The 25,983-nt window shown below is 38.6% G+C and carries 23 protein-coding genes and 1 pseudogene; 15 read left to right on the top strand and 9 right to left on the bottom strand.

The window, feature by feature from the left end; all coding sequences use genetic code 11:
- Positions 1-95 precede the first annotated feature (95 nt).
- The 8 genes from pstC (at position 96) to AC1M9I_RS05530 (ending at position 10,475) form a co-directional block, all read left to right on the top strand.
- Positions 96-1,475, top strand: coding sequence for a phosphate ABC transporter permease subunit PstC (gene pstC / locus AC1M9I_RS05565; RefSeq protein WP_481594705.1), 1,380 nt, complete (start codon positions 96-98; stop codon positions 1,473-1,475).
- Positions 1,475-2,863, top strand: coding sequence for a phosphate ABC transporter permease PstA (gene pstA / locus AC1M9I_RS05560; RefSeq protein ID WP_481594704.1), 1,389 nt, complete (start codon positions 1,475-1,477; stop codon positions 2,861-2,863). Before pstC ends, pstA begins: the two co-directional genes overlap by 1 nt.
- A gap of 12 nt (positions 2,864-2,875) precedes the next feature.
- On the top strand, positions 2,876-3,799 hold the full coding sequence (pstB, locus tag AC1M9I_RS05555; protein WP_481594703.1) for a phosphate ABC transporter ATP-binding protein PstB: 924 nt from the start codon (positions 2,876-2,878) through the stop codon (positions 3,797-3,799).
- Positions 3,800-3,914: 115 nt separating this feature from the next.
- Positions 3,915-4,961 carry a M20/M25/M40 family metallo-hydrolase gene (locus tag AC1M9I_RS05550; RefSeq protein WP_481610794.1) on the top strand — a complete coding sequence of 349 codons (1,047 nt, stop codon included), beginning with the start codon at positions 3,915-3,917 and terminating at the stop codon, positions 4,959-4,961.
- A 230-nt stretch (positions 4,962-5,191) separates the two neighbouring features.
- Positions 5,192-9,025, top strand: a complete 3,834-nt coding sequence (purL, locus tag AC1M9I_RS05545) for a phosphoribosylformylglycinamidine synthase (protein ID WP_481610793.1) — start codon at positions 5,192-5,194, stop codon at positions 9,023-9,025.
- Positions 9,026-9,103: 78 nt separating this feature from the next.
- Positions 9,104-9,523, top strand: coding sequence for a hypothetical protein (locus AC1M9I_RS05540; protein WP_481594700.1), 420 nt, complete (start codon positions 9,104-9,106; stop codon positions 9,521-9,523).
- A gap of 154 nt (positions 9,524-9,677) precedes the next feature.
- Positions 9,678-9,803 carry a KGW motif small protein gene (locus AC1M9I_RS05535; protein WP_481594699.1) on the top strand — a complete coding sequence of 42 codons (126 nt, stop codon included), beginning with the start codon at positions 9,678-9,680 and terminating at the stop codon, positions 9,801-9,803.
- A 249-nt stretch (positions 9,804-10,052) separates the two neighbouring features.
- A complete protein-coding gene (locus tag AC1M9I_RS05530; protein WP_481594698.1) occupies positions 10,053-10,475 on the top strand; it encodes a hypothetical protein in 423 nt (140 codons plus the stop codon).
- 82 nt (positions 10,476-10,557) lie between these two features.
- On the opposite strand, the gene AC1M9I_RS05525 is transcribed toward AC1M9I_RS05530, so the two are convergent.
- Positions 10,558-12,300, bottom strand: coding sequence for an FAD-dependent oxidoreductase (locus tag AC1M9I_RS05525; RefSeq protein ID WP_481594697.1), 1,743 nt, complete (start codon positions 12,298-12,300; stop codon positions 10,558-10,560).
- Between the two features lie 159 nt (positions 12,301-12,459).
- Between AC1M9I_RS05525 and AC1M9I_RS05520 the strand changes: the two genes are divergently transcribed.
- Together AC1M9I_RS05520 and AC1M9I_RS05515 are read left to right on the top strand one after the other, a co-directional pair.
- On the top strand, positions 12,460-13,368 hold the full coding sequence (locus AC1M9I_RS05520) for a LysR family transcriptional regulator (RefSeq protein ID WP_481594696.1): 909 nt from the start codon (positions 12,460-12,462) through the stop codon (positions 13,366-13,368).
- The gene (locus AC1M9I_RS05515) at positions 13,361-13,678 is read left to right on the top strand and encodes an NGG1p interacting factor NIF3 (protein WP_481594695.1); all 318 of its coding nucleotides are present in this window, start codon (positions 13,361-13,363) and stop codon (positions 13,676-13,678) included. Before AC1M9I_RS05520 ends, AC1M9I_RS05515 begins: the two co-directional genes overlap by 8 nt.
- Here the strand turns inward: AC1M9I_RS05515 and AC1M9I_RS05510 are convergent.
- The 4 genes and pseudogenes from AC1M9I_RS05510 to AC1M9I_RS05495 form a co-directional block, all read right to left on the bottom strand.
- Complete coding sequence (locus tag AC1M9I_RS05510) at positions 13,627-14,709, bottom strand: helix-turn-helix domain-containing protein (protein ID WP_481610792.1); 1,083 nt, start codon at positions 14,707-14,709, stop codon at positions 13,627-13,629. The genes AC1M9I_RS05515 and AC1M9I_RS05510 overlap by 52 nt on opposite strands.
- Positions 14,710-14,877: 168 nt before the next feature.
- Positions 14,878-15,723, bottom strand: a pseudogene (locus tag AC1M9I_RS05505) (DUF6670 family protein).
- 330 nt (positions 15,724-16,053) lie between these two features.
- Positions 16,054-16,803, bottom strand: coding sequence for a nitroreductase family protein (locus AC1M9I_RS05500; protein ID WP_481610791.1), 750 nt, complete (start codon positions 16,801-16,803; stop codon positions 16,054-16,056).
- 56 nt (positions 16,804-16,859) lie between these two features.
- Positions 16,860-17,660, bottom strand: coding sequence for an enoyl-CoA hydratase-related protein (locus AC1M9I_RS05495; RefSeq protein ID WP_180028453.1), 801 nt, complete (start codon positions 17,658-17,660; stop codon positions 16,860-16,862).
- A gap of 103 nt (positions 17,661-17,763) precedes the next feature.
- On the opposite strand from AC1M9I_RS05495, the gene AC1M9I_RS05490 reads away from it, so the two are divergent.
- Together AC1M9I_RS05490 and AC1M9I_RS05485 are read left to right on the top strand one after the other, a co-directional pair.
- Positions 17,764-18,345 carry a nicotinate-nicotinamide nucleotide adenylyltransferase gene (locus tag AC1M9I_RS05490; RefSeq protein ID WP_481610790.1) on the top strand — a complete coding sequence of 194 codons (582 nt, stop codon included), beginning with the start codon at positions 17,764-17,766 and terminating at the stop codon, positions 18,343-18,345.
- Between the two features lie 32 nt (positions 18,346-18,377).
- Positions 18,378-18,935: a YceI family protein gene (locus AC1M9I_RS05485; protein WP_481610789.1), complete on the top strand. Its 558-nt coding sequence runs from the start codon at positions 18,378-18,380 to the stop codon at positions 18,933-18,935.
- Between the two features lie 27 nt (positions 18,936-18,962).
- Here AC1M9I_RS05485 and AC1M9I_RS05480 read toward each other — a convergent pair whose 3' ends face one another.
- Positions 18,963-19,844, bottom strand: a complete 882-nt coding sequence (locus AC1M9I_RS05480) for a LysR family transcriptional regulator ArgP (RefSeq protein WP_481594746.1) — start codon at positions 19,842-19,844, stop codon at positions 18,963-18,965.
- Positions 19,845-19,945: 101 nt separating this feature from the next.
- On the opposite strand from AC1M9I_RS05480, the gene AC1M9I_RS05475 reads away from it, so the two are divergent.
- Both AC1M9I_RS05475 and AC1M9I_RS05470 read left to right on the top strand, forming a co-directional pair.
- Positions 19,946-20,548, top strand: coding sequence for a LysE/ArgO family amino acid transporter (locus AC1M9I_RS05475; protein WP_481593459.1), 603 nt, complete (start codon positions 19,946-19,948; stop codon positions 20,546-20,548).
- A 392-nt stretch (positions 20,549-20,940) separates the two neighbouring features.
- Positions 20,941-23,061, top strand: a complete 2,121-nt coding sequence (locus tag AC1M9I_RS05470) for a TonB-dependent receptor (RefSeq protein WP_481594691.1) — start codon at positions 20,941-20,943, stop codon at positions 23,059-23,061.
- Between the two features lie 58 nt (positions 23,062-23,119).
- Here the strand turns inward: AC1M9I_RS05470 and AC1M9I_RS05465 are convergent, their stop codons facing one another.
- The 3 genes from AC1M9I_RS05465 to queC form a co-directional block, all read right to left on the bottom strand.
- A complete protein-coding gene (locus AC1M9I_RS05465) occupies positions 23,120-23,581 on the bottom strand; it encodes a peroxiredoxin (RefSeq protein WP_481610788.1) in 462 nt (153 codons plus the stop codon).
- 93 nt (positions 23,582-23,674) lie between these two features.
- Positions 23,675-24,088: a hypothetical protein gene (locus tag AC1M9I_RS05460; RefSeq protein WP_179997886.1), complete on the bottom strand. Its 414-nt coding sequence runs from the start codon at positions 24,086-24,088 to the stop codon at positions 23,675-23,677.
- 16 nt (positions 24,089-24,104) lie between these two features.
- On the bottom strand, positions 24,105-24,773 hold the full coding sequence (gene queC / locus AC1M9I_RS05455) for a 7-cyano-7-deazaguanine synthase QueC (RefSeq protein ID WP_481594690.1): 669 nt from the start codon (positions 24,771-24,773) through the stop codon (positions 24,105-24,107).
- A gap of 289 nt (positions 24,774-25,062) precedes the next feature.
- Between queC and filA the strand changes: the two genes are divergently transcribed.
- On the top strand, positions 25,063-25,938 hold the full coding sequence (filA, locus tag AC1M9I_RS05450) for a putative pilus system protein FilA (protein WP_481587782.1): 876 nt from the start codon (positions 25,063-25,065) through the stop codon (positions 25,936-25,938).
- Positions 25,939-25,983: the final 45 nt, after the last annotated feature.

Below are 25,983 nucleotides of genomic sequence, written 5' to 3'. Positions count from 1 at the left end.
ACGACAAACTAATGGCAGGAATTATCCTGCCATTGGTTTTTTCATTGAAAAAAGTTTTTTCAAACCATGAAAATTGAAAAGACAGTGGAGAATACATGAATCTGCTACTTATAGGTGTGTTATTGGCGATCATCGCCATTGCCTATCAAATCGGATTACGCAAAAGCCGTAACTTAGCAGGTCAGGGAAATAACTCTGCCGCTTTGCATTCACGTCCTGGTTACTATGGGGCATTAGTTGCGTTGTGGTGTGGTATCCCTGCATTTTTAATTTTGATTGTTTGGAATTTGGTTGAGCCAACGATCTTGGAGCAGGTGGTGCTTAATCATTTGCCACAGGATATTAAAGCGAGTCTAGATCCAGCAAGCCTAAACGTAGTTGTTGACCGTGTTCAATCAATTGCGTCCGGATTTGGTGTCAGTGACACGGCAACGGCATATGAAGTTGCTGCTGCAGAGCAACTGAGTAAATTTTCAACTATTGGCTCTGTTGCAAAATTAGCAGTTGTTATTTGCACTGCATTGGCAGGTTTGGTATGGGCTAAAAAAAGAATTAGCCAAGATTTTAGAGCGCGTAATCAAGTCGAGAAAGTCATCAATGTTGGCTTAGCTTTATGTTCTGGTGTCGCGATTCTTACAACACTAGGGATTGTAATGTCGATGTTTGGAGAAGCGATGCGCTTCTTCAGCTTTGTTAATCCTTTTGATTTCTTCTTTGGAACAGAGTGGAACCCGGGTTTCAGTACTTCGGGAAGTGCAGAAGGAAGCTATGGTTTACTTCCATTGTTGTGGGGTACGCTTATGGTCAGTGGGATCGCACTATTGGTTGCTGTACCAGTAGGTTTAATGATCGCGATTTATTTGGCTGAATATGCTTCTCCTCGCTTCCGTTCTTGGGCAAAACCGACCATTGAAGTTTTAGCTGGTATTCCAACGATCGTTTATGGTGTATTTGCACTCATGATTATTGGCCCATTTATTAAAACTGTAGGGGCAATGGTTGGTATTGATATCAACGCAACGAGTGCGCTCACTGCAGGTTTTGTCATGGGAATCATGATCATCCCTTTTGTGTCTTCTTTATCTGATGACATTATTACTCAAGTGCCTCGAGCATTACGTGATGGATCTTTAGGATTAGGGGCGACCAAATCTGAAACGATTCGTAAAGTGGTCATTCCAGCAGCGTTGCCTGGCATTATTGGTGCATTTTTATTGGCTGCTTCCCGTGCAATTGGCGAAACGATGATCGTAGTTCTAGCAGCTGGTAACAGTCCTCTTTTACACGCAAATCCATTAGAAGCTGTTTCGACCGTAACGATTACGATTGTTAATCAATTAACAGGTGATACTGACTTTGCAAGTCCGCAAGCATTAGTCGCTTTCGCACTAGGACTTACATTGTTTGTGATTACTTTAGGTTTGAACATTGTTGCACTTTACATCGTGCGTAAATACCGTGAGCAATACGACTAATGAGTACTTCTAATCCTAATACTCTCGAGACAGTTGATTCAGCAACAGCTGAGCAGCTTAGAGAAAAGCGTAAGAAGACTATTCAGAATTCTTTAGCTAAACGTCATCGTAAAGAAAAGACGTTCCGTTTCTTCGGTTTTTCAGCAGTGATTGCTGGCTTATTCTTCGTAGTATTGCTATTCGGTAGTATTTTAGCGAAAGGCTTGCCTGCTTTTTGGCAAAGTAGCATGAATTTGCCAATCTATTTCGATCCAAAGATTGTTGAGGTTGGTCCAAAGCCTGTACTGGCTGAAGGTGAGAATCCAGCTCAGTATGAAGAACGGTTTATTGAGTGGCAGACTGAAGTTGGCATGGTGGATTGGGATGCATTGATCATCAATGCCATGATCAAACAAGATCCTCAACTTGAAGCCCAACGTGATGATTTAAGCTATATCTATACGAGCTCTGAAGCATATCGTATCCGTGATATGGTGATGAATGATCCAAGCTTGGTTGGTAAAACAGTGGACGTAAAAGTCCTTGCTGATGCAAATATTGATGTGTGGCTTGCAGGTAATATTGATCGTTCTTTGCCAGATGAACAGCAACAACTTAGTCCCGAGATTCGTCAAATTGCTGATGAACTCAAGGCTAAAGGTGTCATCGAAAATTCATTTAACACGAATATTTTCACGAGTCCTGACTCTCGTAGTTCACCAGCGACATCTGGTTTAGCTGGTGCATTCATGGGCTCATTGTTCATGATGTTGATTGTGATCTTTATTTCGATTCCAATCGGCGTTGCATCTGCGATCTATCTTGAAGAGTTCGCGCCAAAGAACTGGATTACAGATATTGTAGAAGTCAACATCAATAATTTGGCTGCTGTTCCATCGATTGTATTCGGTTTGCTTGGTGCTGCAATTTTTATTGGTTGGATGCATTTACCATTGTCTGCCCCTTTGGTAGGTGGTCTTGTGTTAAGTTTAATGACATTGCCAACGGTGATTATTACGACACGAGCTTCTTTAAAAGCCGTTCCTCCTTCGATTCGCCAAGCTGCATTAGGATTGGGTGCATCAAGACTGCAAACTGTTTTTCATCACGTCCTGCCTTTGGCATTACCAGGTATTTTAACAGGTGCGATTATTGGTGTGGCTCAAGCATTGGGTGAGACTGCGCCGTTGTTGTTGATTGGTATGAGTGCTTTTGTAGCCAGTATTCCAGCAAGCCCATTCGATCAATCTACAGCGCTGCCTGTACAGATTTTCTTGTGGCAGGGTAATGAACTTCGTAACTTCTTTGAAGGTCGTACTGCTGCAGCCATTATTGTTCTCCTTGCGATGATGATTAGCTTAAATAGTTTAGCGATCTGGTTACGTAAGAAATTTGAAGTCCGTTGGTAGTCGGAGCAAAATATGAATACAGTAACTTCGCAAGTAACTCAAAATTCCTTAAAAAAGGATCAATCAGTGAATTCAGATCAAACACAATTTACATCTCAAGATGAAAATCAAAAAACGTCAACTTCGTTTGTTTCACAATTTGACACGCAGAGCGAAAATAAAAAAGAAGCAAAATCGGATGTTGTAAAATTGAGCACAACTGATGTTCACGTTTATTACGGTGAATCTGAAGCGATTAAAGGCATTGATCTTAATATTTACCAAAATGAAGTGATTGCTTTTATTGGTCCATCTGGATGTGGTAAGTCAACATTCCTACGTACTTTAAATCGTATGAACGACACGATAGATAGTTGTCGGGTAACGGGTAAAGTCATGTTGGATAATCAAGATATTTATGATCCTAATCTCGACGTAGTATTACTGCGTGCGCAAGTGGGTATGGTGTTCCAAAAGCCAAACCCATTCCCAAAATCAATTTTTGAAAACGTTGCATACGGACCTAAACTCCATGGTTTAGCACGTGACAAATATGATTTAGAAGAGATTGTTGAAAATAGTTTACGTAAAGCGGGGTTGTGGGATGAAGTTAAGGATCGTTTGAATCAGCCAGGAACTGGTTTATCAGGCGGTCAACAGCAACGTCTATGTATTGCTCGAACTATTGCAGTTTCGCCAGAAGTGATTTTAATGGACGAACCTTGTTCAGCACTTGACCCAATTGCGACGGCTAAAGTTGAAGAGTTAATCGCTGAGCTTTCAACACAATATACTATTGCAATCGTTACGCACTCAATGCAACAAGCTGCACGTGTATCAGACCGTACTGCCTATTTCCATTTAGGTGATTTGATTGAAGTGAATTCGACAGAAAAAGTATTTACTCAACCTGATCACCAATTGACTGAGGCATATATTACGGGTCGATTTGGTTGATTAAAAATTTAGAAACATAAATAAAAAGAGTCTTCGGGCTCTTTTTTATTACAAAAATCTGTGGATGTAATAAGGTTATTCTCTAAAATGGAATCCTTAATAAACTGATATCCACATGACAATGAAAAAAATACTTTGTTTAACAGCATTAATGACCAGTATTTTTATGTTGAGTGCTTGCTCACATACACCAAATCAAAATCAACAAGTAACCACGCAAATCAATACTTCGAATTTGATCGAACAACGTCTCATGAGTCATCTTAGTGCCTTAGAAGATATTGCAGCAGCTCATGGCGGTAATCGCGCAGTTGGAACGGATGGTGGTAAGGCAACTGCAACCTATATTATTGAAGAGGCAAAAAAAGCTGGTTTGCACGCTCAGATGTTGCCGTTTGAAAATCGCAATAAGATTGTAGGTCAGAATATTATTATCGAAATCAAAGGTAAAAATCCTGATTTAGCTACGATAATCGGTGCACATTATGATTCTGTGACCACAGGGCCTGGGATCAATGATAATGGTACAGGTGTAGCCGTTCTATTAGAGCTATTACAACATTATTCAAAATCTGAAAATCATCCTCAAAATACAATTTACCTTGCATTTTGGGATTCTGAAGAAGATGGTATCGGAGGTTCGCAAGATTTTGTTGCTAAAATGACACCTGAACAGCTGAAGGGAATAAAGGCTTATATCAATGTTGATATGGTCGGTACAAAAAATCCGAATATTTTGGTTGCTGATGTAGATAAATCTTCATTAAAAGATTTAGAAGCCCAGTTTAAGTCTGCTGGATTATCTGAATCTGACTATAAACCAATGATTGATGGCTTAAAGTCTTTACCTAGTCATCCAGAGGATACTGCGCTTGAAGAACAATTAAAATCATTCTTTAAAGCAAAGAACTTAACAATAAAAGAAGACATCACCACTTTAACAGCAAGCGACACAGCACCATTTCTAGGAAAAGTGCCGGTCACATCGATCATTTTATTTAATGAACAAGAACGTCCAGGTGCAAACGAGGGCGAAATAATTTTAGATTTTGCACCATGTTATCACCAAGCTTGTGATAGCAAGGATTTAGTTGATCCAAAATCTATGATTATGGCTCTAGAGGCGATTCAACATCTGTTAAAAATCACCAACACTCAATAGTTGAGATGACTGAAGAATTATTTAGGTGTATCTCATTTGAATTGCATCATAGGGTGCAATTCAATTTTTTTTACTGAATAAAAAAGATTTATTCGTAAACTCGATCGAAAATATGTCTTAAAGCAGTTTTGCTATCTAGCTGAATTTTGCAATACACAGTAGAATATGCGCTCTCTTCAAGTCACATTGTGGCATGGTTCAAAAGACCATCCCGTGGAGCCAAAATCAGCATGTTTATCGTGGCCGGTGCACCAGCACACTCTTCTTTTAAGCAAACGCAACTATTAACTCGTTTACAGTCAATTAGTTCGGTTCAATCAATAGAAAGTCAATGGGTTTATTTATTCGACCAAGCGCTCAACGAGCAACAACAGCAATCCGCTTTACAGCTTCTAAATGATGGTGCGTCATTTGAATTACGCCAAGCAGCCACAGATGAGATTCAAATCTTAGTCACTCCACGCGTAGGTACAATTTCGCCGTGGTCTTCAAAAGCGACCGATATTTTCGCGAACTGCAACACACCGGTTCATCGTCTTGAACGCGGTGTTTTGTTTACTTTGAAGGGTGTAAAAGACGTTTCAAATGAAATTAAGCAAATTCTGCATGACCGAATGACAGAAAGTGTTTTCAATCAAATTGACGATGCTGCTGCTTTATTTACTGAAACTGAGCCAAAACCACTAAACTCGATTGATATTCTAGGTCAAGGTAAAGAAGCGCTCGTAAAAGCAAACTCTGAATTTGGTTTTGCTTTATCGGATGAAGAAATTGATTACTTAACTGATGCATTTATCAAGTTAGGTCGCAATCCGCATGACATTGAACTCATGATGTTTGCACAAGCGAACTCTGAGCATTGTCGTCATAAAATCTTTGGTTCAGAATGGACAATCGATGGTGAAGTTCAACCATTGTCATTGTTCCAAATGATTAAAAATACCTATAAAGAATCACCTACAGATGTATTGTCAGCATATAAAGACAATGCATCAGTGATTGTAGGATTTGATACGCAACGTTTTTATCCGAAAAAAGATGAAAACGGTCATTATGTTTATAAATATAAGAGCCAAGCTGCTCACATCTTAATGAAAGTGGAAACCCACAACCATCCTACAGCGATTGCACCATTTGCAGGTGCGGCAACAGGTTCAGGTGGTGAAATCCGTGATGAAGGCGCAACAGGTCGTGGTGGTAAACCTAAAGCAGGTTTAACCGGTTTCACAGTTTCAAACTTGAATATTCCTGGCTTTGAACAACCGTGGGAAGAGAACTACGGCAAACCATCTCGTATGGCATCTCCACTTCAAATCATGATTGAAGGTCCATTGGGTGGTGCAGCGTTTAACAACGAATTTGGTCGTCCTGCATTAAATGGTTACTTCCGTACTTTCGAACAAAAGGTCAATGGCGATGTAAAAGGCTTCCATAAGCCAATTATGATTGCGGGTGGATACGGTAACATTCGTCCAGACCACGTTGAAAAAGATGCCATTCAGCCGGGCGATTTGCTTATCGTGCTTGGTGGTCCTGCAATGCTCATTGGTTTAGGTGGTGGCGCAGCTTCTTCTGTAGACAGCGGTACAATGGGTGAAAGCCTAGACTTCGCTTCTGTACAACGTGAAAACCCAGAAATGGAACGTCGTTGCCAAGAAGTGATCGATACCTGCTGGCGCATGGAAGATGAAAACCCAATCGTATCTGTACATGATGTCGGTGCGGGTGGTATTTCAAATGCAATGCCTGAACTTGTGAACGATCACGAGTTAGGTGCAAAACTTGATCTTCGTAAGATTCCGTCGCTTGAGCCGGGCATGTCGCCAATGGAAATCTGGTCAAACGAAGCGCAAGAGCGTTATGTGTTAGCTATCCGTCCAAGTTCATTAGAATTGTTTGAATCAATCTGTGCACGTGAGCGTTGTCCGTTTGCGGTACTGGGTGAAGCGACTGAAGCGCGTCACTTAACCGTTGAAGATCCATTGTTCGGTAACAATCCTGTCGATGTACCAATGCAAGTGATCTTGGGTGGTACGCCACGTATGAGCCGCGCGTATGACTGTATCGAACGTCACGGTGATGACTTTGATGCTGCACAAGTGACTGATCTTAAAGATGCGATTTACCGTGTGATTAAGAACCCAACAGTTGCGTCTAAATCATTCTTAATTACCATTGGTGACCGTTCAATTACAGGTATGGTTGCACGTGACCAAATGGTTGGTCCATGGCAAGTGCCTGTAGCAGATGCTGCGGTAACAACAACAAGTTTAGTGGGCTACACAGGCGAAGCAATGGCAATGGGTGAACGTCCACCTGTAGCATTGTTAAATCCTGCGGCATCTGCACGTTTAGCAGTGGCTGAGTCAATCACCAACATCATGTCTGCAAAAATCGAGAAAATCAGCGACATTAAATTGTCTGCGAATTGGATGGCTGCAGCAGGTCAAGTAGGCGAAGACCAAGCATTATTTGAAGGTGTAAAAGCCATCGGTATGGAAATGTGTCCTGCGCTTGGCATCGCAATTCCTGTAGGTAAAGATTCTTTATCGATGCGTACGACTTGGAATGACGAAGGTGAAGATAAGTCTGTAACTTCTCCAATGTCAGGTGTGATCACAGCATTTGCACCGGTGACTGATGTGCGTAAGACATTAACACCAGAATTGAAAAACTTAGATTCAGTACTTGTACGTATTGATTTGTCTAAAGGTCAATTCCGTCTAGGTGGTTCGATCCTTGCGCAAGTGTATAAAGCAATTGGTTCGGTTACACCAGATGTAGATAGCTTCGATGACTTCAAAGCATTCTTTGAATTGGTACAAGATTGGAATAACCGTGGTTTAATTAAAGCTTACCATGACATCGGTGATGGTGGTTTAATCGCAACTGTTGCAGAGATGATGTTCGCTTCACGCTTAGGTGTGGCATTAGAAGATCAATCTGTAGCAAGCTTATTTGCTGAAGAAATTGGTGCAGTATTACAAATTGCTAAAGCTGATTGGGATGCACTACAGACTGAAGTTTCAGCATCAAGCTTAAAAGATGCGATCAGTGTCGTTGGTACAGTGAATACTACTGATACGCTAACGATTAATGGTTTAACGCTAGATCGTGTTGAACTGCAACAAGCGTGGACTGAAGTGTCACATCAGATTCAACGTTTACGTGACAACGTGGAAACTGCAGATCAAGAATATAGTCTAATTGCGAATAAAGATCATAAAGGTCTTATTGCAAAAGCGACATTCGATTTGAATGAAGAAATTGAAGCACCGTATATCAATACACGTCGTCCGAATATGGCAATCTTGCGTGAGCAGGGTGTAAATGGTCATGTGGAGATGGCAGCTGCATTCGACAAAGTTGGTTTCAATACGATTGATGTCCATATGAGTGACCTACTCGCTGGTCGTGTAAGCCTTGATGAATTTGAAGGTTTAGTGGCATGTGGTGGTTTCTCTTACGGTGACGTTTTAGGCGCTGGTGGTGGTTGGGCGAAATCAGTATTGTTCAATCCTAAACTTCGTGATCAATTTGAGAAATTCTTTAACCGTCAAGAAACATTCTCACTCGGTATCTGTAACGGTTGCCAAATGTTGTCTCAATTGGCTCCACTCATTCCAGGTGCTGAAAACTGGCCACGTTTCCATCGTAACGTATCAGAAATGTTTGAAGCGCGAGCTGTAAACGTTCGTGTTGAAAAATCTAAATCTGTACTGTTAGAAGGTATGGAAGGTTCGATTTTACCAATTGCTGTGGCGCATGGTGAAGGTCGCGTTGTTGCAGCGGACAGCTCTATTGCTGCATTGAATGCGAGTAATCAAGTGACTTTACGTTATGTTGATAGCCAAGGTAATCCAACTCAACATTACCCATTGAACCCGAACGGCTCACCTGAAGCAATTACAGGTGTGACTTCAACTGATGGTCGTGCAACGATTATGATGCCGCATCCTGAACGTAACTTCCGTGCGGTTCAACATTCTTGGAAACCTGAAGATTGGGATCAAGATGGTGCATGGTTACGTATGTTCCGTAATGCTCGTAAATTTATTGGTTAAGCTGTAAAAAGATTTTAAAAGTCACCTTAGGGTGGCTTTTTTTATATACTGAAATTTAGGTGTGGATAACATATTAAAATGAAGTATTGCATATTTTTAGGTTTGATCAGTGTAGTCCTATCAGGCTGCTATCCTGTTTATAAAACCATTCGTTTACCTTTTGATGCTCATATTGTGGATGAAAATGGGAAAAGAGTAGAAGGTGCAGATGTTCTACTCATTACGGAACAGCATCCTGCTAAAGTACCCCTCAAGTTTGTTCTTATTCAAACTGATGCCGAGGGTATAGCTATTTTTAAAAGTGTAAAAGAATGGAAAATGGAGAATTTAATCATTCATGGTATACAAAATTACAGTTGGTCGATGTGCGTTTCTAAAGCGGGTTATGGAACTGTTGATAATATTGCACTGAGTGATTTTCCTAGTCAAAAGATCAATGTTGTTTTAAAGAAGACGGAATATGTAAGTGAGGATTGCTCGAGTTGGCTGAAAGAGTAGATTTGTTTTTTATTACAATTAAAAATTGGTTTGTTTTTTGCTTTTATATTAGTGTGAAAGAAAAGTTTATTTATTGCACAATTTAGATGCATCTATGCATAGATGCCAAGAATGACAATGCTGCTGTTGTAACACTAATCAATGAGGTGGTGATATGAATAAAGCGTTAGTAATGACCAATAAAGTAGAGTCACGTCAAAAAGGTTGGAAGCTATTTTTCTTCATTGCAGGTCTACAAATTTTGTTTTTAATCGCAGGATATCTAATTTCTATCCAGTAATATAAAAATGCTTGAAAATTCTTTTATTCTTTATGTAAAAGTTTAATGATATATAGAATAAGCTTTAAAGGTTGAATAGGAGCTTTTAAAAAAAGTTAACCAAAATCATGGGTTTCACATTTACAAATTAATAGGCTATTGAACTTGGCCAATTAATACATGAAGCTTATTGTAAATTTTTACAAAACAGTAAAAGTAATTTAATTAAAAAATAATAAACTTAAATTTGTTTTTATTTATGAGAATACAATGAAAAATATTATTTTTATAACAATGATTGCTGTATTGGGCTTAACAGCATGTGATCAAAAGTCAAAAAATGTTGAAATAAAAAATGACATACAGAAGACACAAGATATCGTGGTTGGTGATGAAATTATCGCTAGCAATATGATGCAAAATAAAAATTTACGAATACTTGCAGAAAATACAAACTTATCGAAAGACAATACATATTATTATCAGCTTACTCTTGAAAATCAGGGCAATCAGCCGATTACTATCCGTTCTGATCAAATTAAGCTAGTGGACTCTAAAGGTACTGAACACAAAGTTGGATTGATTGATCGTGAGTTAACTGAGCCACTTGATCCTAAGAAAAAAATTGTAGGGATTGTCGCATTTGAGAATGTAAAAATTGGTACTCCGAAATTTATTAAGTTAGTCGATTAGAAATACATATAAAAGCCGAGAAGAACTCGGCTTTTATAAAAATTGATGTGCATAATGTTTAACAAAATCGTCTTTGAAAATTTTAAACGATTAATTGCACATGTCTAAGAACTGCTTTCAATGTACTTTCATAATCAAAAGCATCGTTGGTACTGTCTTGATAACGCCAAGCAACATAGCCATCTGGACGTACTAAAACAGCACCAGACTCATGAATTTCAGACTTCGCATTCCATGTACCATAGACATCACGATAATCTCTTGAACCGATTTGAATAACATCTAAATACCCAAGATTAAGTTTTTCAGCAGCTTGTTTCCAGCCTTTGCCTGAGAGGCCTGTGAGTAAGGTAAAATGACCTTTGCCCGTAATATCTAGAGTTGAAACTTTTTGACCTTTAGCATTGATGAGCCAAGTATGCGGTACTTTTGCTCCAGGGCGTGTAGTGGCTTGTAGGTAAAGTTGATCATCTTGTTTAAATACTTCAGGTTCTGATTCAGAGATGACAGCATTTGAGCTATAACGCTGATTCAGTTCAACACCTTGAGCATTAAATTCAAAATTTTTAATTGCTAATGCATTGTAGAGTTTTGTACGTATTTCAGCGCCTTGTTCATTTTCAGCAAAAATACGCTCCAGCATTTGCTTTTGGGTTGTTACACCTTGATCAAAACCAAAAACTTCTTTGAGGTGTTTATAATCAAATCGTGATTGGTTGGCACGTGCAACAATTTGCTTACCTACAGGCGCACGTTCAACGGTATAAGAATCGAGAAGCGTAGGTTGAGACCAACCTTTAACTGCATATGCAAGTTTCCAACCGAGGTTAAAGGCATCCTGCATGCAGGTATTTGAGCCTAAACCACTTGATGGTGGATGACGATGTACGGCATCGCCACCACAGAACACGCGACCTTTCGAATATTCAGTTGCCCATGTTTGGTTCACGTACCAATAAGACAATTTTTGAATTTCGACATCTTCTACATGCTCACCAACGAAGGCATCAAGGCGTGCGCGAACTTGTTCTTCAGTCACTTGAGGCTCACCTTTAGAAATATCGAAGCCCCAACCCATAATCCACTCATTCCATGGGGTGATAGCACGCAATAGCCCCATACCTAAATCACCAAAACTGGCTTCAGGATTGACAATCCATTGCAAAATCGCAGGACGGTGCTGAACGTATTTAGACAAATCTGCCTTGAAGGTTACATAGACTGTACCAGCCCGTGCCATCACGCCTTCAAGGGGTAATCCAAGCTGTTCAACGACTTTTGAACGTGCACCATCCATTCCCACCAAGTATTTGGCGCGTAAATTGAATTCGGTATTGGTTATCCGATTGAGGAAAGTCGCAGTCACACCGTGTTCATCTTGTACGTGAGATAAATATTCAGTATTGAAGTTAAAAATAGCGCCTCGCTCAGCCGCATTTTTAACGAGTAGCGCTTCCATTTTAGGTTGGATAAGATCTACTAAAGGGCATGGACTTCCTTTGATATAATCGCCATGACGTTCATCGCCTGTGCCCCAAGCACTGATACGGGCAATTTCTTCGCCGACTAAACTGGTTGTGATCAGGCTTTCACCCATGTGTTCCCAAGGTGTTGCGATTTCCTTCACCTGTTCTTCGATACCTAAATCACGGAGGACTTCCATGGCACGTTGATTAGTAATATGTGCACGAGGACTGTTGGCTAACCAATTAAACTGGGTAAACAATTGAACTTTGACGCCATAATTGGCAAGGGCAAGCCCCAGAGTTGAACCAGCAGGACCAGTACCAATGACAAGAACATCAGTGTCAAAATGTTGAGACATGCTTTTTCCTAAATGAATTGAATACATGGGGAGAGTTTTTGAATTGAGTCAGTCTAGAAAAAAAGTGCAGTGATCTATAGTCGTATTCATATAAACTATCGATCTATATAAAATTCAAAGTAATGAACGTGCACTTATGCACGATGGGCTGATTGAGATATGGAATTACGACATTTACGGTATTTTATGACTGTTGCGCAAGAGCAAAGCTTTACTAAAGCTGCCGAAAAGCTCTATACCGCACAACCATCACTCAGTCAGCAAATTAAAGATCTTGAACACGAAGTCGGTGTTACTTTATTTGATCGGACCACTCGTAAAGTCAAACTGACTGATGAGGGGGAAGCATTTTTAAAATACGCAGCTTTGACGCTGGACAATGCCAAGCAAGCTGTAGCTGCAGCTAGACAGGTCGCTCAGCAAAAGAATAATCAGATTCACATTGGATTTTTGAATGTGGCTGAACTGAAACTGATGCCTAGCATTCTGGCGCAGTTAAGAAAGAATATTCCTAATCTTAAAATTCATTTACACAGTTTGACTTGTACTGAGCAAATACAAAAACTTAGAAATGCTGAACTTGATATATGTTTTACTCGATACAAAATGGATCATTCAGATTATGAAGATATCCATATTTTGACAGAACAAATTTATTTGGTGGCTGCAGACAATCTTCATCCTTCAGAACGGACATTGAAACTACAAGAATTAAAAAATTCATCAGTCATTATGTGTGAACAAAATGCTTCACCAATATTCTATGACAAATTAAATGTTTTAGTTCCCTTCGAAAAGATGGATGATCAAATGCTGTGGGTGACTAATGTATTACAGCATATCAATCTGATTAATTTGGGAATGGGCTTTAGTTTTGCTCCCGAATACCTCCTGAAGTTTTTAAATCATAATATCAAAATTGTTAAAACAGATGAGCAATTACCACAGCTTGGTCTATATGCGAATTATCATCGTCATTCAAACAATATTGCATTGAAAATGATTACTGAAGCCCTTATGCAAATGACAACAGAGCGGAAAAGCGCGGAAGAGGTCATTAATGCTTAAACTGATCTATTTTGTACCAGAATCACATCTAGAGTTGACGAAACAGGCAGTATTTGAAGCAGGTGCAGGCGGAATTGGTGATTATGAGCAATGCGCTTGGCAGGTCAAGGGCTTAGGTCAATTTAAACCTGTCAATGCGGCTCAACCTTTTATAGGTCAAGTTGGAGAGCTTGAACAAGTTGAAGAATGGCGTGTAGAAACTATTGTGCCTGAAGATAAAGCCATAGAAGTGGCACGTGCATTAAAAGCCAGTCATCCTTATGAAGAACCAGCTTTTGAATTCTTACACATTATTTCTATTGACCCATGATCGGTTGAATTTTGTATGCGCTGACGATACGAGGATGGAGATTCTCCTGTCCAATATTTGAAGGCTCGAGAAAAGGCTGATGGCTCTGAAAACCCTGTTAAATAGACAATTTCATCATGTTTGAGTGCGGTTTTCGCTAGTAACTGACGAGCAAGTTTTTGTCTGAATGACGTTAGAACATTCTCGTAATTCGTTCCAATATCTTTGAGTGAAATTTGGATTTTACGCGGGGAGAGTTTAAGAATTCTTGCGATATCTTCTAGAGCGAATTGTCTTAATTTTAGTTGTTCGCCTAAAGCCTCTTCAATTTGAATGACTAGTTCATGTTTATCTACAAGTTCAATGTGCTTCTCAATGATAGCTTGATGTAACAGAAATAAATCAGGCTGAGCAGACGGAGAGGCATATTCTAGAATTTCTGCTTTGAATTTTATACAACCATAAGGCTGATTAAAATAAACTGGGCAATGCCATAGCTCATGATATAAGTCCTGAAATTCTGTATTGTCGTAGCTGAGCCAAATTTCTTGTGCTTGAAATTTTCCCTGACTGATATAATCAAAAAAAGATAAAACAATGGTAATCGTACATTCTAAATAATGACGGACAGGGTGATGAAAACCTTTTAGGGTAACGGTGTCATCTTCTATGTGAAGTTCAATATCCAATCCTGTAGTGAAATATTGATAGTATTTCATTGCTATTTTTAATGCATCGCCAAAATTTGCACTACTTAAAAAAATGTATTCAAAAAGTTGACCACGAAAAGTGGGGAGATGGTGACCGACAGTTAAACCAATATTGGAATTTTGTGTAATAACTTCTGTGAGTTCCCAGAATTTTTTTTGAACACGATTGTCATATCTTAAATCGCGTTGAGGATAGTCGATTGGATGTTGTAACGCATTTAATTGCGAAAATATTAAATCCACATCAACGCCCATATTTTGCAGTGTCTCGTATACCATGCTTGGAAAAATACCAGCATCAGTTCTGATTTTACTTTTTCTTGCGCTCATACCGATATTCAAGACTCAAGTCATGCATTGGAAAAACTAAGGATGCTCTATCCTCAGTTTAAAATGCTGAAATTATAATGTTGAAATGAGTTTAGAAATAATTTGAATGAATGAACATGTCTTTAAATGTCAAAGCCCCATCTCATGAGGCTTAATTATTGAAAGTTTATTTTGAAGCGCTTAATTGCTTATAGGATCAATATACTCAATATAACCTCGACCCTGAATATGCTGACCTTTGAATTGACCTGAATATTGGTAACTACCTGCATAACCGCCAGCCATACCATATTTAAAGTCGCCATTAGCCTTGCCATAAATAGAAATCAGAAGATTGCCTTGATCATCATTGACTTGCCATTCAAAGACTCGAGGTAAACGCATTTTAATGCCATTTGGTGTAGTTACAGGTTCAGGCTCATATTCATGCACCACAGATTCAAGCCCTCGTTCGTATATTCCTCCATGATGATCTACAGAACGAACATAAACACGACTTTGCAAAACTAAGCCCATTGGACCATGAGTGTCCACAAATAAGACTTGAGTGTGGTTATTAATATTTAAGATTTGATAAGTAAAAAATCGAATGGGAATGTTGATATTGACACCACGTGCATATTCGAAGGTGCATAGACCTTGAACTTGAGTTTTCTGTCCATCGATTTCTAAATATCCTTGGTACTCACAAAGCAGTGACTAATGTTCATACATGCTTCCGGCGAGTTTAACGAAATGTGCGATTTTATCAGTCGCTTTTAATTTAATTTCATAATTGAAAGCATGACCTTGGCGAGTTGCTTTAATGTCTGGGTAGTTAACCTCTATAACTAAGTCATTACCGAATTTGAGATATTGACCATTAGTCGCCAGTAAACATTCATGCTGTATACTATATCCAGAAAATAAATTAGGCTGCGTTGCAGCAGTACCAATTAATAGATTTGCGGTATCTAAATCTGAAGTTTTTATTAAATGAGAATTTCTGAATATTTTAACGAGAGGTTGTCCTGCAACCACAATCATATTTAAGAAGTTGAATGGGGCAGGTAGATTGGGAATCATGATCCCGTAGTGTACACAGGTATATTTTCCGAGAGGTGTGTGGATCGCAGTGTTTGCATCAAAAGCTTGACCATTTACTAGAGCTGAATGATCTATATGTTTAACAATGCTTGAGGGAAGTTTAATTTTCATCTTATTCTCAATTAATATTTTGGCTTAAAATCATTTTTGGAAAAATACAATCAAAAATATAAATCGAGATAAAAGAAAAAAATTGACACTACAAACAGTAAGCAATTGTTTGAAGTGTCAACACGAAAAATAAGTCATCAAAAATGTGTGATATTACATTTAAACTTTTTGAATAAATAAGTCTCGATCGAAACGATATTGTGGGAAGAACACACCATCTTCAGCACGCTCTCCCGCACCAATGACCATAATTGGAAACTCTTTAGTATTGAGCCCCAATGTTTTACATACTAAAGGTTCGTCAAAACCTTCCATCATACAACTGTCGAATCCATAAGCTCTGAGCGCAAGTACAAGATTTTCACAGGCTAAAGCAGTTGTCTTCGCTGCCCAAAGTTTGGCATCCGCAGGTGTAAAAGCGGTAACAGGCATTTGTTTGTCAAAAGTACGTGCTACCTTGAAAGTTACTTTCTTAAAGTTACCAATTGCATTTAAGTAACCCGTTTTATAATTCAGTGGAATATAGGTGTAATATTTTTTGACGAGTGGAGGAATCTCAGGAAATGGAAATTCTTGAATATTCAGCTTTGCCATTTCATTAATTCGATCTGTACGTGCGACACAGACAATCAATTCAGCCGCAGTGCGCGCAGCCCATTGATTTAGACACGCTTTTACAATCTTATGTTTCTTTTCAGGATTTTGTACAACATAAAAAGTCCAAGGTTGTAAGTTAGATGAATTAGGGGCCAAGAGTGCTAAATCTAAACATTGATCGAGGATATCAGACGGTATAGGTTTTTCTGTAAACTTCCGAACAGATCGACGACTGGTCACGACCTTTTTGAAATTTTCAACATCAATGCCTTGTGGTGCAGGTTCGTAGTAGCGTTTTTTTTCAGTCGTCATGATCCATTCCTTAGATAGAGAGTATTCACCGAGTCGTGAGACTCGGATCTTTTAGATTAATTAAATTGTGTGAAATCAGGTTTACGTTTTTGCATAAAAGCTTGTACAGCTTCCATCATTTCTGGAGAACCGACGCGCCCCATAAAGATTACTGCTTCATGATCAATCCAGGACACGATCTCATCAACATCATGTTTCATTAAGGCTTTAGATTGCACGAGAGAAGCAAGTGGTAGTGAAGCCAGTTGAGTGGCTTTTTGAGCGGCAATTGCATAAACGTCAGATTCAATACTGTTGATCAAGTTTGCAGCCAATGCTTTTTCACTGTCGAATTTATCAGCAGTTAATAAAAGTTCTGCTGCTTTCACATGACCTGCTTGACGTGCTAGTAATTTACTAGATGCGCCTTCAGGTGAAAGACCTAAGCTTACAAATGGAATTTGGAACAAAGCAGTGTTATCTGCATAAACTAAGTCGCAATGCAATAAGATCGTTACGCCAATACCAATTGCGACACCACGTACCGCAGCAATCAAGGGTTTGGAAAATTTAGCAGCAGATTTTAACAGTACGAAAGGAGGACCATCTTCTGGACGAATTTGATCTTTCATCGCCGCAGATTTCATGAAGTCTTGCATATCATTACCAGCACTGAAATCCGCATCTTCGCCACGTAAAATGACCACACGAACAGCTTGATCTTTGTCTGCTTCATCAAGGGCTTTGGCGATCCATAGGTATAATTCGCCGTATAATGCATTTTTGGCTTTAGGACGATTAATCGCCAAGGTCAGCACACCATCTTCTAATTTTGCATTTAAATGCTCATGAGGTTGTTGAATACAACTTAATGACATCGTACTATCCTTGCTTTCAATTAATATAGATTTTATGAAATCTATTATGTCGTATTCTGGCGAAGAGTGACATAACTGATCAGTTCATAAACGTGACTTGGCGATGAATTATAAATTTGATTATTTGGTTTATATCGGACGTTTTCAGCCTTTTCATTTGGCACATATGGAAACCATTAAAATTGCGCTGACGCATAGCCAGAACGTTATTTTAGCGCTTGGTTCTGCTCAATTAGAGCGGAATATAAAAAATCCATTTTTAGCCATTGAACGTGAACAGATGATTTTGTCTAACTTTTCTCCTGATCAACAGGCAAGAATCAAATTTGTACACGTCATTGATGTTTATAATGATGAAAAATGGCAAAAATTGGTCAAATCTTTAGTGGCGAGTGTAGTACAGCCAAATGATCAAGTTGGCTTAATCGGCCACTTTAAAGATGACTCATCCTATTATCTAAAATTTTTCCCAGAGTGGGAGATGTTGGAACTCGATAGTTTAAAAGGTGCAATTTCTGCAACACCACTTCGCGAAGCATACTATCGGGGGGAAATTATGGAAAAAGAACTTCCCCACGGAACCATGCAATTTTTACAAGCGTTTCAAAATTCAGAAATTTACCAACAACTTAAAACTAAATTCCAACGTCAAGACAGTACAAGTTTGAGTGCATCAATTGAATGATTGTGTTTAACACAAGAAAACCGAGGGAAATCGTGCGTACTATTACACAAATGAGTTTGGCCACAGTGCTATTGTCTGCTTCTATTTTTGCTCAAGCGCAAACATGGACACTATCACCTAGAAGTAAGATCAGCTTTGATATCCGATCTGCAGGAATGTCGATTGTAAATGGGCAATTTCAAAAGTATCAATCACAGATGAATTTTGATCCGGCACAGCCTAATCAAGGTTCAGCTAAATTTGTGATGGATGTGAATAGCCTTAAACTGAGCAAAAACTCTTTAAAGGATATGGTCTTTGGTGACAGTTTCTTTCATGCAAGCAAATATAAAACTGTGACCTTTCAAAGTAATCAAATTCGTGCTTTAGGAAATAATAAATACAAATTTGATGGACAACTCACTATGCGTGGTGTGACACGCCCAGTTTCATTTGATACAACTTTAACTCCAAATGCATCGAATCCAAATGTGTTGAATGTACAATCTTCAACAGTCATCAACCGTAGTGATTTCGGTATGCGCAAAGCGATTGGTGGAATTGGCGAAAAAGTGAATATCAAGCTTGAAGGGCAATGGAAAGCCAACTAAATTGAGAAAAAGAAAGCAGTGATTCAATCACTGCTTTTTTAATGTCATAAGTATGTCAGTAATATGTTTGAGTTGTGGGGACTGCTGTTTCCAATGATGCCAATATAGATCAACGTCTTGTGTTGCCTCAGGCAACAAACAAATCAATTGTCCTTGATCGAGTAAGTCTTGAATTTGCAGTTCAGGCACCATGCCATAGCCTAAGCCGAGTTGGATTGCATCGACAAATGACTTAGAAGAGGGGACATAATGATATGGATAACTAGATTGCGGTAATCCAAATTGATTCAGTAGAACCGTTTCATGTAAATGATCTTTATCATTAAAGATGACCGCAGGCGCACGGCGAAAGGAATCTCGATTTAGTCCGTTTTTAAACCATGCTAATTTGAATTCTGGCGTACACACCATTTGATAACGCATCGTGAACAAAAATTCTGAGTGGCAACCTGTCATGGGTTGGGATTCAGCGCTTATACATGCATTTACATAGCCTGATTCCATTAATTGATGCGTATGATCCTGATCATCTATTCGAAGTTGTATTGTGATTTTATGCTCTATTAACTGTTCAGCAATCGCAGGCAAAAGCCAAGTTTCTAATGAATCTGCATTCGTTCCAATGATAATTTTATAAAACTCAGAATTTTGATTTTTTCCCTGAATAAGCTGCAGAACATTTTCTTCTTGACGCTTTTGCCGTAATAAATGTTCAAGCAATATTTCACCTGAATGTGTCACACGACAAGGTCGTTCTCTAAGAATTAATGTTTGACCAATCTGCCGTTCCAATTGTTGGACACGAAGAGTAATTGCAGCCGCAGAGAGACAAAGCTTTTTAGCTGCCAGATCAAAACTTCCAGTTTCCGCCACGGTGATAAACGCGACACAGTCTTTATAATTGAAAATCATGATTTAATAAAACTTAATGAACTTAATATTAATTTAATAATACTCAATTTGAGATTGAATTGTTCATAATCCGCCTAATGATAAATATTAGGTGTTTTATGTCTTTATCCGTACTGTTTAATGGCTTTGTAACGAGTTTAAGTTTGATTATGGCGATAGGCGCTCAGAATGCTTTTGTCCTTAAACAGGGCTTAAAAAAAGAATATGTTCTGTCTATTTGCCTCATTTGCGCCTTTTCAGACTCACTTTTAATTTTGGCTGGTGTATTTGGATTTGGGAAGTTTATCTCAGACCATCCACAAGTGATGACATATGCACAATGGGGTGGGGCTATATTTCTAGTGGTATATGGTTTACATCATTTTTATCAAGCATTTTCGACCAAAAAATCGATGTGTCTTGATCATCATACGGCTGTTTCATGGTTTAAAATTATTCTCATTTGCTTGGCATTTACATGGCTGAATCCTCATGTGTATTTAGATACTGTCGTGCTTGTAGGCGCAATATCGACGCAATTTGAAGATCACTTATTATCGTTTGCCATAGGTGCGATCACGGCATCATGGTTATTTTTCTTTAGTTTGGGTTTTGGTGCGCAATATCTATCAGCTTACTTTCACAATCCCCGCGCATGGCAAGTCTTGGATATTTTGATTGCTTTAATCATGTGGTACATCGCCTATAACTTAATTAGTTAACTAGAAATTAAAGCATGGAGTTGTGCAAAAAACCTTTTAAAAGACAACTTTTATTTTCCAAATGTTTGATCACAGTATCTGTAACTCTAAGAACCACCTCATAATTTTTGGTCATATTTAAAATTTTAATTAATACTGTCTTAGATTATTCATGGCTAGATTCACTGTGCTTCGATCGATAACTTGATATTTATGCTTACTTAAATTTTCAAACTAAGTCGCTCTGAATAAGTTGGACGAGATACTTTTCTAAGGTTGTAATATGATCGAATATAACTGTGAATTAGTTAAAAACAAAAGTAAATATTAATGATAAATTAATTATAAATAAAAATCATTATCATTTAAATTGTGTATGATGTGCCCAAAACCGTATATAAGAGGGCATCCACGTGAAAAGAAATCTATTATTTCTGTCTTTAGTTTCTATACCGTGTTTTGCAGTTGCGCAAGAACCAACACAATTGGCAACCATTGTAGTAAAAGCAGACTCACAAGAAACCGATGTCACAGGTAAACTGAAAAAAAAAGCTACACTGAATATTTTAGGTGAAAAGGATGTGTTAGACACGCCGTTTACCATCCGTAACTACAGCGATCAAGCCATTCAAGATGCACACGCGCATACCATTATGGATGTCTTAAAGATCGACCCAAGTATTCGTACCACGACCAATAGTGGGCATCTCAATGAAAACTTTAGTATTCGTGGTTTTGGTGTGAATTGGGAAGATTACAATTTAAATGGTACTTATGGCATGGCACCTACGGGGCGTGTGACCACAGATATTCTCAATTCAGTGACGGTGCTCAAAGGACCGAATGCACTTGTTGCAGGGATGGCACCGGGTGGAAGCGTTGGCGGTGTAATCGTTGCAAATACGAAACGTGCAGACAAAGAACTTACCCGTGTCACCGCGAATTTCGAAGAAGAAGGTTTTTATAAATCTGGCTTTGATGTTGCACGCCGCTTTGGTCAAGATCAACAGTTTGGTGCTCGCTTAAGTGCCAATTATGGACAAGGTGAACATGTTGTTGATGGCCTAGAAGATGAAAGTACCTCAGCCGTATTAGCATTAGATTGGACCACTGATAAAGCAAAAGTGAATTTTGATGCTTATGTGACGGATGATAAACGTGAAGGTGGTTCGCCTGCGATGGTTTCATTTGCACAGCTTGGCAAAGTCTTAGATGCACCTGACGGTCGTAGTAACTTTTTCCCGAATATCCATGGTAAACAATCAGCACAATATGTTGGATTGTCAGGTGAATATAAATTACTAGATAATTTAAAAGTCATTGCTGGCGTTGGTACTGCAGAACAAAAATATCAAGGGCATCTTTTTGGTACACGCATGATCGTAATCAATGATGCAGGTGACGCGAACTCTCAATATTATCATGTAAAATTAAAGCAAAATAATACCTCAGCAAACTTAGGTTTAGAGGGTGCATTTAATACTGGATCAATTGAACATAAAATTGGTTTACGTGCAGACTACTTAAATATTGAAACAGTGAAACATAAAGGACAAGGATCTACAGCTGTCCCATTTGTCACCAATCTCTACGATCCAAGCCACGAAGGTCATATGCCAGAGCAGGCGCCTGAAATATTTAAACAGGCCGATAATGATTTCATCAGTTATTCATTCACTGATCAAATTTCAGTGCTTGATAATAAATTACAATTCATTTTAGGTGCACGTTACCAAGATATGGACATCAAAAATCCATTGACTGGCGTTGAATATAGCGAAGATAAAGTCTCACCAAGTTTAGGGATCGTGGTGAAACCTTGGGGTGAAGATATCTCGCTTTATGCAAGTTATGTAGAAGGGTTGTCTCAAGGCAATACTGTAACGACGGAAACAGATGTGAATTTTGGAAAAACATTCGCACCATTCCAAACTAAACAGTATGAGATGGGCGCAAAATATCAACATGGTTCTTGGTTACATACCCTTGCTGCATATCAAATTGAAAAACCAAGTACAATTACAGAGTTTTATGCCACCCCGATCAATGGATCGACTCAGATTACGACAGATGGTGGTGAAACTACCTCAAAAGGACTTGAGTATGGATTCTCAGGCAATGTCACAGATGATGTGATTATTTGGGGTAACTTGGCTTATATTGATGCTGAATATACCAAAGGTATGAGTGGAAAAGTTGAGCTTTCGGGAAATACAGTAGAAGGTCAACCTGAGTTCACAGCAGGGCTTGGCATTGAGTATAAACTCCCGGTGGATGGTTTAAGTGTGAATGCACGTGCTAACTATGTAGATAGCCAATATCTCAACAATACCAATACGCTCGAACTTCCTGACTATACGTTACTCGATATCGGTGCGAAATACACAACCAATCTTGGCGGTGTAGATACGACTTTCCGTGCCAATATTGACAACGTCACAGATGAAAAATATTGGGCGGGTGTATTTAACAGTGGCTTTACCACATTGGGTGCAGGACGTACCTATAAACTTGGCGTAAGCTTTGATTTCTAATTGTAGTTAAAAAAAATTATAAGTAGATGAAACCCACGTCAATCGTGGGTTTTTTTTATTAGTTTTGCAAAGCTTTTAAATCTTCAAGCACTTGTTCAGCATGCCCTGCAGCTTTGACTTTACGATATTCTTTAACGAGTTTACCTTGATGAAAAATAAAAGTTGAGCGCTCAATCCCCATCACTTTTTTTCCATACATATTTTTCTCTTTAATCACATCAAAGTGTTGGCAAAGCACTTCTTCTTTATCGCTAATCAAGTCAATTGTTAAAGCTTGCTTTTCGGTGAAGTTTTGATGGGCTTTTACTGAGTCTCTAGAAACACCGAAAATAGTGGTATGAAGCGCATCAAACTGATCTTTCAAACATGAAAAACCAATAGCTTGCGTTGTACACCCAGGTGTTGAATCTTTTGGATAAAAATAAATGATGAGCCAATCTGTATTCAACTCAGTTAAATTCACAGAACCTGTAGTCGTTGGGAATGTTTGATTGGGTAAACTAATCGTTTCCGTTGACATTATAATTTCCTCAAAAGTTGTCACTACATTTATAGGGGAATTCAAAAAAATAGCCACACGAGGTGGCTATCTTATACCTTATACAAGCTGCAATTATTTTTTAGCTTGTGCTGCTTTCATTGCTTCCTCTGTTAACGACTGTAGCTTAGACGTTAACTGTGGGCCGAAGCATGCTTGAAGATCAGTATTCTGTTTCTTCACGATAGCTAAAGTAGAAGGGCTTTTCTTTTGGTTAATCGCACTTTGGATTTCCCATTTTTGAGCATTAGTTAGCTTGCCGTCTGCTTCAATTGCACATGTACAATATTTGCTGACTTCAGCAGCAGAAAGCTTGTTCCCTTTAGCAGTTTCTTCCTTACAAACATTAATCAGTGCAGATTTTACGTTAGTACTTTTGTAGGCTTGCTGCATTTTATTATTCGGCTCATTTGCTTGAGCAGCAGAACCGAAAAGTGCTGCAGCAGAAACAATGGCTGAAAGAATAATGTTTGATTTTAAATTTTTCATATATGGCACCCTGTTATTACGGTATATAACGAGTTGGGTCTTCAACGCCAGCATCTGCAAAACCTTGTTTACGCAAACGACAGCTGTCGCATTTTCCACAAGCTCGTCCTTGGTCATCTGCTTGATAGCATGACACCGTTTGACTGTAGTCTACGCCATGTTCGATGCCTAAGCGAATAATATTTGCTTTGGATAATTGTAGTAAAGGTGTTTCAAATTTAAGAGGTTTTCCTTCCACACCTACTTTTGTCGCTAATCTTGCCAAATTAGCAAATGCTTCAATAAATTCTGGTCGACAATCTGGATAACCTGAATAATCCACCGCATTAATTCCAATTACGATGGCTTCTGCGTCAAACACTTCTGCTGCTGCAAGTGCATAAGACAGGAAAATCGTATTACGTGCTGGAACATAAGTGACAGGGATTCCTTCTTGTTCTTGATCAGGAACATCAATGGAATGATCAGTTAATGCAGAACCACCTAAATTACCCAAATCTATATTAATCACGCGATGTTCAACGCCTGCTTGTTGTGTCAGTTTACGTGCAGCATCCAATTCAGTTGTTGAGCGTTGACCATACATAAAACTTAAAGCGATACATTCATAGCGTGCTTGCGCCCAAGCCAAGCAAGTCGTTGAGTCTAAACCACCTGATAACAATACAATGGCACGAGGGCGCATAGGAGAACTCCAAAAAATTAAAGTAAATAAAAAATGAATTATAACTGATTATATAAAGAATAATGGGGTATAAATTTTTTGAATAGATAGATCTGCAGAAGTCACAAAACTAAATGAGATCATTATAAAGAAAGTGAAATGTTCGTTTTAGAATTCATTTTACAAGATGTAATAAAACTCTCTTTTGAGTCGAATAAAGTTTAAACAGTTGTTGTTTTTGTTTAAATATTAAATATAATTTAACAAATACTTGATTAAAACTTACAAAAATAATTTTTACGGAATGAAAATGAATCAAATTAATACTTTAATTTTAACCACTGCTGCGTTGATCAGTACAAATTCTTTTGCATTTGAGGAGCTTTCAGATCAAGAATTGTCAACATATGCAGCACAAGATGGTATTACGATTAGCCTTTTACCAGGCGGACCTATTCAAGCTGATTTGATTTGGCACGATAACAGTGGATTCGGGCCAGATTACAACGAAGGAAATACAAAAGCAGGTGCCTTAATTTTCGGTACAGCGAATGGGCGTAGTAAGAATCCATTATCACTTTCTTCTGGTTCGGCAGATATTAGTATTACCTTAAAAATCGATGCTCAAGGAGGTAGTAGTACTACAGGACCTTTTCTGAATTTAGGTGTATTTGTTCCTGAAGATATTATTATTAATACCGGTGATATTTGGGTGGGTAAATCGGGTCAAGTTAGTCCAACAGGAAGAGGCTATAGTGATCCGGTTAAAATTATGGATAATATGAAATTTTATGTATCCAATCTCTCTACCAATATTCAGCTCGGTTCAGCACCTCAAGGCAGTCTTTTAAAACTGAATGGAATATTTAAAGATGGCTTACGTTTAGAAGGCTTTAAAGTCCACGATCATGATGGTGGTGGCGCATTTGGAATAGAATTTATTAATTTAAAAAATACTCAACCAGGGCGTTTTGGCATCAATAATCTTGATTTTGATGTTGCAGGTTCGATACGTACAGATGGGCTGGAACTCAAAATAAACCGTCTTGGAGATCAAAATGGTTTTAATGCCATGTTATGGGGGGTAGGCGTTGGGGATGCATCAACAATAAATAATAAGATTGGGGATATTTCAATGAAAGGGATTAATTTGAATGGCACGACCATTAAAGTGTCAGCACACTAAAAGATCATTTTAGTCTCAAACAACAGTACAGAAAAGTGCTGTACT

The organism is Acinetobacter sp. ANC_7553, from assembly GCF_056779895.1.
Note: the sequence above shows the minus strand (reverse complement) of the source record. Positions and strands in the feature narration are given on the sequence as shown.

Excerpts from the sequence above, each read along its gene's own strand:
- pstC (WP_481594705.1), top strand. The coding sequence starts at position 96 with ATGAATCTGCTACTTATAGGTGTGTTATTGGCGATCATCGCCATTGCC.
- pstA (WP_481594704.1), top strand. The coding sequence starts at position 1,475 with ATGAGTACTTCTAATCCTAATACTCTCGAGACAGTTGATTCAGCAACA.
- pstB (WP_481594703.1), top strand. The coding sequence starts at position 2,876 with ATGAATACAGTAACTTCGCAAGTAACTCAAAATTCCTTAAAAAAGGAT.
- AC1M9I_RS05550 (WP_481610794.1), top strand. The coding sequence starts at position 3,915 with ATGACAATGAAAAAAATACTTTGTTTAACAGCATTAATGACCAGTATT.
- purL (WP_481610793.1), top strand. The coding sequence starts at position 5,192 with ATGTTTATCGTGGCCGGTGCACCAGCACACTCTTCTTTTAAGCAAACG.
- AC1M9I_RS05540 (WP_481594700.1), top strand. The coding sequence starts at position 9,104 with ATGAAGTATTGCATATTTTTAGGTTTGATCAGTGTAGTCCTATCAGGC.
- AC1M9I_RS05535 (WP_481594699.1), top strand. The coding sequence starts at position 9,678 with ATGAATAAAGCGTTAGTAATGACCAATAAAGTAGAGTCACGTCAAAAA.
- AC1M9I_RS05530 (WP_481594698.1), top strand. The coding sequence starts at position 10,053 with ATGAAAAATATTATTTTTATAACAATGATTGCTGTATTGGGCTTAACA.
- AC1M9I_RS05525 (WP_481594697.1), bottom strand. The coding sequence starts at position 12,300 with ATGTCTCAACATTTTGACACTGATGTTCTTGTCATTGGTACTGGTCCT.
- AC1M9I_RS05520 (WP_481594696.1), top strand. The coding sequence starts at position 12,460 with ATGGAATTACGACATTTACGGTATTTTATGACTGTTGCGCAAGAGCAA.
- AC1M9I_RS05515 (WP_481594695.1), top strand. The coding sequence starts at position 13,361 with ATGCTTAAACTGATCTATTTTGTACCAGAATCACATCTAGAGTTGACG.
- AC1M9I_RS05500 (WP_481610791.1), bottom strand. The coding sequence starts at position 16,803 with ATGACGACTGAAAAAAAACGCTACTACGAACCTGCACCACAAGGCATT.
- AC1M9I_RS05495 (WP_180028453.1), bottom strand. The coding sequence starts at position 17,660 with ATGTCATTAAGTTGTATTCAACAACCTCATGAGCATTTAAATGCAAAA.
- AC1M9I_RS05490 (WP_481610790.1), top strand. The coding sequence starts at position 17,764 with ATGAATTATAAATTTGATTATTTGGTTTATATCGGACGTTTTCAGCCT.
- AC1M9I_RS05475 (WP_481593459.1), top strand. The coding sequence starts at position 19,946 with ATGTCTTTATCCGTACTGTTTAATGGCTTTGTAACGAGTTTAAGTTTG.
- AC1M9I_RS05465 (WP_481610788.1), bottom strand. The coding sequence starts at position 23,581 with ATGTCAACGGAAACGATTAGTTTACCCAATCAAACATTCCCAACGACT.
- AC1M9I_RS05460 (WP_179997886.1), bottom strand. The coding sequence starts at position 24,088 with ATGAAAAATTTAAAATCAAACATTATTCTTTCAGCCATTGTTTCTGCT.
- queC (WP_481594690.1), bottom strand. The coding sequence starts at position 24,773 with ATGCGCCCTCGTGCCATTGTATTGTTATCAGGTGGTTTAGACTCAACG.
- filA (WP_481587782.1), top strand. The coding sequence starts at position 25,063 with ATGAATCAAATTAATACTTTAATTTTAACCACTGCTGCGTTGATCAGT.